The 6,399-nt window shown below is 44.1% G+C and carries 6 protein-coding genes, 5 tRNA genes and 1 rRNA gene; 2 read left to right on the forward strand and 10 right to left on the reverse strand.

Annotation, left to right across the window (positions count from 1 at the left end):
- The 8 genes from L4C35_RS22625 to murB all read right to left on the reverse strand — a co-directional run.
- A partial coding sequence (locus L4C35_RS22625; protein WP_428464981.1) for a GTP-binding protein occupies positions 1-384 on the reverse strand: 384 nt, incomplete at its 3' end.
- Positions 385-486: 102 nt separating this feature from the next.
- Positions 487-562: transfer RNA gene (locus L4C35_RS22630), tRNA-Thr, on the reverse strand.
- An 11-nt stretch (positions 563-573) separates the two neighbouring features.
- Positions 574-648 (reverse strand) — tRNA-Gly (locus L4C35_RS22635).
- Between the two features lie 39 nt (positions 649-687).
- Positions 688-772, reverse strand: a tRNA-Tyr gene (locus L4C35_RS22640).
- A 17-nt stretch (positions 773-789) separates the two neighbouring features.
- Positions 790-865, reverse strand: a tRNA-Thr gene (locus L4C35_RS22645).
- Between the two features lie 95 nt (positions 866-960).
- On the reverse strand, positions 961-1,692 hold the full coding sequence (locus tag L4C35_RS22650; protein WP_428464982.1) for a type III pantothenate kinase: 732 nt from the start codon (positions 1,690-1,692) through the stop codon (positions 961-963).
- Complete coding sequence (gene birA / locus L4C35_RS22655; protein WP_428464983.1) at positions 1,692-2,654, reverse strand: bifunctional biotin--[acetyl-CoA-carboxylase] ligase/biotin operon repressor BirA; 963 nt, start codon at positions 2,652-2,654, stop codon at positions 1,692-1,694. Before birA ends, L4C35_RS22650 begins: the two co-directional genes overlap by 1 nt.
- Positions 2,651-3,691: a UDP-N-acetylmuramate dehydrogenase gene (murB, locus tag L4C35_RS22660; RefSeq protein WP_428464984.1), complete on the reverse strand. Its 1,041-nt coding sequence runs from the start codon at positions 3,689-3,691 to the stop codon at positions 2,651-2,653. Before murB ends, birA begins: the two co-directional genes overlap by 4 nt.
- Positions 3,692-3,767: 76 nt before the next feature.
- Between murB and L4C35_RS22665 the strand changes: the two genes are divergently transcribed.
- Both L4C35_RS22665 and pssA read left to right on the forward strand, forming a co-directional pair.
- A complete protein-coding gene (locus tag L4C35_RS22665; protein ID WP_428464985.1) occupies positions 3,768-4,211 on the forward strand; it encodes a GNAT family N-acetyltransferase in 444 nt (147 codons plus the stop codon).
- Between the two features lie 102 nt (positions 4,212-4,313).
- Positions 4,314-5,663 (forward strand): CDP-diacylglycerol--serine O-phosphatidyltransferase, encoded by a 1,350-nt coding sequence (gene pssA / locus L4C35_RS22670; RefSeq protein WP_428464986.1) that lies wholly within the window; start codon positions 4,314-4,316, stop codon positions 5,661-5,663.
- A gap of 509 nt (positions 5,664-6,172) precedes the next feature.
- On the opposite strand, the gene L4C35_RS22675 is transcribed toward pssA, so the two are convergent.
- Positions 6,173-6,249, reverse strand: a tRNA-Asp gene (locus tag L4C35_RS22675).
- A gap of 67 nt (positions 6,250-6,316) precedes the next feature.
- A 5S ribosomal RNA gene (rrf, locus tag L4C35_RS22680) occupies positions 6,317-6,399 on the reverse strand; the annotation flags it as partial.

A 6,399-nucleotide genomic window follows, 5' to 3' on the forward strand; every position in this document is an offset into this window, starting at 1 on the left:
GATACCAACCTGACGACCAAGAAGGATGTGCTCACGCGTCTGTGGCATAGGGCCATCAGTTGCAGCAACAACTAGGATACCGCCGTCCATTTGAGCAGCACCAGTGATCATGTTTTTAACGTAATCGGCGTGTCCAGGACAGTCAACGTGTGCGTAGTGACGAGTTGGAGTATCGTACTCAACGTGAGAAGTTGAGATTGTGATACCACGCTCGCGCTCTTCAGGAGCGTTATCGATAGATGCGAAATCTTTAGCAACACCACCGTACACTTTTGCAAGTGTAGTACAGATAGCAGCAGTTAGAGTTGTTTTACCGTGGTCAACGTGGCCGATAGTACCAACGTTAACGTGCGGTTTTACGCGTTCAAATTTTTCTTTAGACATGGATAGTCCCTCTAGGCACGGTATTTGGTGGCATTACGACCACACAACCAATCATGGGTTTGTAGAGTATATATCAAATGTTTGAGAGTAACTTGGGAGGAGTGGTGCTAATAGGCAGAGTCGAACTGCCGACCTCACCCTTACCAAGGGTGCGCTCTACCAACTGAGCTATATCAGCACACAAAAGTGTGGAGCGGGCAGCGGGAATCGAACCCGCATCATCAGCTTGGAAGGCTGAGGTAATAGCCATTATACGATGCCCGCAAAACTCGTAACTCGTAGAGCTATTCAAACGTTTGAAAATGGTGGAGGGAGATGGATTCGAACCATCGAAGGCAGAGCCGACAGATTTACAATCTGTTCCCTTTGGCCACTCGGGAACCCCTCCAGGGGTGTAGCAAAAACTGGTGCCGACTACCGGAATCGAACTGGTGACCTACTGATTACAAGTCAGTTGCTCTACCTACTGAGCTAAGTCGGCGTAATTGCTGCGCATTCTAGTGAATGCGCATAAAGCTTGCAATACTTTTCAGTGATTTTTTTTGCTTTTTTTATTGAGTGTTTATTTTATCGCCACTAACGACATTTAGCGTAAAGTGCTAATCCTTCCAACACTAGCTCAGATTTATGTCGATAATGCTTCGCCCATGACACAGGTAAATGACGCACGCCACCACCGCATAGAATGACCTCTGGCTCATCGCCGAGTCGTTCCTTAGCCTGTTTAAGACCGTATTCAATAAGACCAAGTAAAGCAGCACGACAGCCATTCTTCAGGCCATCAGCCGTATTATCAGAAAAAGTGAGTGTTTCGCTATGCTCACGATCTGAAAAAACTTTAGTGGTGTTCTCTAATACAGACTTCATCATTAATTGGTAACCTGGCGCAATCCAACCGCCAAGATGCTTACCATCATCAGACATCACATCAAATGTTAGCGCGGTACCTATATCGACTATCACGGTTGGCTTTTTAAATTCTTGTCGGATTGCAACAAGCGTTAACCAACGATCGACACCAAGGTATTGGTACTCCGCATAGGCATTTTTTACACCAAAGTCTTTGCGCAGCGTTTTCACTTGAAGTACGGGGATATTTGCAAGCTGTGCAATGCGCTGGATTGAATTATCCACCTCAACAGGCCCTACGCTTGCAAACACTATCCTGTTTATTCCTTTTTCTAACAGGGGCTCTAATACCATCTCTAGCTTTTTACTTGGATAGCGCCCTAATAATTCAAGTTCGCCCGTTTGAAACAATTGGGCCACTTTGACATAGGTGTTACCCGCTTCTATTAATAACTGCATCAACAACCCCTAAGGCTGATTTCACCACCGATATAAGGTGTAATACCTTGCTCAGTTTCTAATAATAACCCGCCCTGCTTATCGATACCGCGGGCAATCCCTTCAACCACGCGCTCTCCAATCAATAGTTTTACAGGACGATTCAAAAAATTATCGTACTCATTCCAACGTTCGACAAACCCAGCAAGACCAACCTGTTCATACTCAACAAGTATGCACTGAAGGCGCTCAATTAGCGTCGCGGCTAATACATTACGCGATGGAAGACTTTCACATGCGTCAGCAAGGTTAGTCCATAGCTGATCAATCGGGCTACCTTCACGATCTGTCATCGCGATATTTAACCCCATACCAATGACTAAGTGAGCAGCGTCTCCTGCTTGGCCTGTCATTTCAGTTAATATTCCAGCAAGCTTCTTGTCTTGGTAGTACAAATCATTCGGCCATTTTAACTTAATACTTTGTGCACCGAGTGAGGCCAATGTATCAGCAATCGCAATACCAACCACTAGACTCAACCCCATGGCTGCAGCCATACCAGCATCCAGTCGCCAATACATCGACAAATACAGATTACTACCAAAAGGCGACAACCACTGACGACCACGACGACCACGACCAGCCTGTTGGTACTCAGCAAGACAAACAGAACCACTAGGCAACTGGCCAACACGGTCGAGCAAATACTGATTTGTCGAATCAATAACAGGAATAAGACTTAAGTGAGGGCACTTTACCTGAGCCAAAATCTTATCGCAATCAAGCAGTTCCAGCTTACTAGCTAAGCAATACCCTTTTCCTTGAACGCGAAAGATGTCTAGGCCCCAATCTTGAAGTGCCTTTATGTGCTTGCTTATTGCCGCTCGTGAGATCCCTATATTCTGACCTAATGCCTCACCTGAATGAAAAGCACCATCCGATAATGCGCTAATTAACGCTAAACGAGTTGTATGCTCTTTCATCCTGTCACCTCTGCCAAGTTCGTTTCAGCCTTCGCAGACATAAAACGCACTTCATGCTCTAAGGTAATGCCAAACTTCAATTTTACTTGCTCTACAACATAAGCCGCTAACTCTGTTACATCTTTTGACGTTGCAGTGCCTGTATTGGTCAAAACCAAAGCTTGTTGCTGATGCACTTTAGCCCCACCAATTTGGTGACCTTTCAATCCGCACTGATCAATCAACCAACCCGCCGCGAGCTTACACTCAGAGGCAGAGACACCATAGCTAGGCAAATTAGAGTATGAAACCAATATTTGGTCGCGTTGGGCTGTGGTGATAACAGGGTTTTTAAAAAAACTACCGGCATTACCAATTACGTTGGGATCCGGTAGTTTTTCTTGGCGAATAACGCAGATTCTTTGAAAAATATCGCATGCATTAACATTTGCAGCATCCAGCTCAGCCAACGGGCCATACGCTAATTTGGGTTGCCAATCATGAGAAAGGAATAAACCAACCGCGATAATCGCCTTATTTTCTTTATAAGCATGCTTAAAGATAGAATCGCGATACCCGAATAAGCAATCACGATTCGATAGGCGTTGCTGAATACCTGTTTGCAAGTCAAGCACATCGACGTACTCACACACGTCTTTTAGCTCAACACCATAAGCCCCTATATTCTGTATTGGAGAAGAACCAACACAACCAGGAATTAAGGCTAAATTTTCTAGCCCAGGCATATTATTATCAACAGTCCACTTAACCAACTGATGCCAATCTTCGCCAGCACCGATGTGGAGATGAAAGCCATCATCTGTTTTGATTGTATTAATGCCTTTAATGCGATTAAGTACAACAACACCTTGATAATGGGCAGTGAAGAGCATATTGCTCCCCTGTCCAAGTAATAACTTAGGTTGGTTTTGGTACGCTTCACTCTGCCAAATTTCTAGTAAGTCAGCAGGGCTAGTCGCTTCAACGATCACATCAGCATTCACATCCAAATGGAATGTATGGAAAGGGGCTAGTGACCTTTCAGGCAAAATATTCATGCAGCTATCGAACCATACCTTTGTATAATAATTGCAGTATTTTAACCGATTCATTCAATCAACGCAGTGTTTTCCCATGAACAAGCTAAGTTTCCATATTTTACAGCCACTACGATTCCCGCTCATTAACCGATTATATAAGAGTTACTACCCTGCAGGAAAAGCCAAGAAAGACGAAACTATTTGGATAGGAGAGGATGGAACTAGCATCATTAGCTGCGTTCGTTTTAAGACAATTGAAAATGTTCAGTTACTCACAGGAATGCTCGTGACTCCTGACTATCGAGGGAAAGGCATAGGTGATTCACTGTTAGCGGCAACGACAACACAAATCGAAAGCCAACCATGTTATTGCTTTGCCTTCGACCATCTTGTGCCTTTATATCAAAGGGCTCATTTCATTGTGATCGAAGACACTGAACTACCTCATTATCTTGCCTCGCGCTTCAAGCGATATTGCGAAAGCGGAAAAAATCTAGTTCCAATGATTTATCAGAAACCTGCGTTAGGTCAGAACTAAGGCGAACTCTGCTATACATGTGATGGTGTTTAATATTTTTCTGATATAATTGCCCATCAAATTAACAGATTTATATCGTATAGGTCGCGAAACGAGGCGATGATGGATTCAGCTACAGTCAATAGACAGCTCATTGAGCAATTACCACGTATTGCACACAACCCGGAAGATCTTGAAACGCTGCTTGATGCAGGGTCTTTTCGTGAACGTTTACTGAGTGAGATTGCACAAGCAAAACACCGCATTTACCTTGTGGCGCTTTACTTACAAGATGATGAAGCTGGCCGCAGCGTACTACAAGCCTTATACGATGCTAAGCAAGCCAATCCCGAATTAGATATCAAAGTGCTTGTTGATTGGCACCGCGCTCAACGTGGACTTATTGGTGCAGAAAAATCAGACGGTAACGCTGCGTTATACCGTGAATTTGCAGAGAAACACCAATTCCAGATCGAAGTTTTAGGTGTACCAGTACGGAATAGAGAAGTCTTTGGTGTACTACACCTTAAAGGTTTCGTGGTTGATAACAGCGTGATCTACAGCGGTGCAAGTCTAAATGACATTTATCTTGCTCAACATGATCGTTACCGTTATGACCGCTACCACGTAATTCGTAATGAACAACTTGCCAATAGCATGGCGAATTTCATTTGTGACGTATTAGTCGATAGTGAAGCCGTAAATTGCCTCAATCAGAAAAATAGACCTGATACAAAGAACCTTAAAGGGGCAATTCGTAAGCTACGTAGTTCTCTGCAACGCGCAAGCTATGAATTCGAGCCTGAAACAATTAGCGAAAACCAAGTTGGGCTTACTCCTCTTGTTGGTCTAGGTAAGCGTAAGAACAAGCTTAATCGCCATATATGCACGCTTATCGCGAGTGCCCAAACAGAACTAACAATTTGTACGCCGTATTTTAATTTCCCACGTACCATAAGCCGTGAAGTACGTCGCGCTATTCGACGCGGGGTTAAAGTAACTATCGTTGTTGGTGACAAAACAGCGAATGATTTTTTCATTCCACCCAATGAACCTTTCAAAACAATTGCAGGCTTACCTTACTTATACGAAGTGAACCTACGCAATTTTGCCAAACAAAATGAAGCAGCCATTGCACAGCGCCAACTTTCAATCCATCTATGGAAGCACAATGACAATAGCTTCCACCTTAAAGGTATTTGGGTAGATAAAAAGTACATGCTGATTACAGGTAACAACCTGAATCCTCGCGCTTGGAAGCTAGATCTTGAGAATGCCATTTTAGTACACGACAAACATCAACTTCTTGCTGAACAAAAACAGCAAGAGCTAGATCAAATCCTGACTCATACTTTACGCATTGACAGCTACAAATACATAGAGAAAATCGAGTCATACCCAGCGCCAGTTCGAAAACTTATTAAGCGAATTAAGACAATCAAGGCCGATCACATCCTTAATCAGATCCTATAATTCATACCGCGAATAAAGCACAACACTTAGGCCAGTGAAGTAATCACTGGCCTTTTTTTGTTTCCCTCTATATCAGCCTCAATCAAGACCTCGTAAATAGGAAACATTCTGACCTGGGCGTGCGTTTTCATTTGCAGACCTAAAGGCTCACAGTTATGAAGTAAGTTAGATTGATATGGCTACAGCATATCAATCACTGGCATGACCCCCTGTCGTATCGGACTAGCACTTTTAAGGTAATGCTAATTGACATCAACATTTTCACTTCGATACTGATATAACAAAGCCCAAGCAGTACTTTCTTATTTGCGAACAAAAGGGGACTTAGTATAAGGAGCGGACGGGACTTTATATAGATAACCTGCCACACCGAAAATCAGCGCCCCCGGCGTGATAGGCCGCCGCCTTCAAGGTAAAGAGGCTAACCAACTGAACGACCACTCAGCGAGACCTTTCATAAATTTCAGACGTAAAAAAGCCCAAGTCGTAAGACTCGGGCTTAGTATAAGTGGCGGAGCGGACGGGACTCGAACCCGCGACCCCCGGCGTGACAGGCCGGTATTCTAACCAACTGAACTACCGCTCCACACGGTGATAAACAGTTGCCTGTCTATCCGATATTCACCGTTCAAGAATGAATATCTAAATTTGAAGCCTGGCGATGACCTACTCTCACATGGGGAGACCCCACACTACCATCGGCGCTATTACGTTTCACTACTGAGTTCGGCATGGG

Origin of the sequence: Photobacterium kagoshimensis (assembly GCF_050337045.1) — a bacterium.
GTDB classification, from domain to species: Bacteria; Pseudomonadota; Gammaproteobacteria; order Enterobacterales; family Vibrionaceae; genus Photobacterium; species Photobacterium kagoshimensis.

Bases quoted from the DNA above. Each gene is read 5' to 3' on its own strand.
- L4C35_RS22650 (WP_428464982.1), bottom strand. From the start codon at position 1,692: ATGCAGTTATTAATAGAAGCGGGTAACACCTATGTCAAAGTGGCCCAA.
- pssA (WP_428464986.1), top strand. From the start codon at position 4,314: ATGGATTCAGCTACAGTCAATAGACAGCTCATTGAGCAATTACCACGT.
- L4C35_RS22665 (WP_428464985.1), top strand. From the start codon at position 3,768: ATGAACAAGCTAAGTTTCCATATTTTACAGCCACTACGATTCCCGCTC.
- birA (WP_428464983.1), bottom strand. From the start codon at position 2,654: ATGAAAGAGCATACAACTCGTTTAGCGTTAATTAGCGCATTATCGGAT.
- murB (WP_428464984.1), bottom strand. From the start codon at position 3,691: ATGAATATTTTGCCTGAAAGGTCACTAGCCCCTTTCCATACATTCCAT.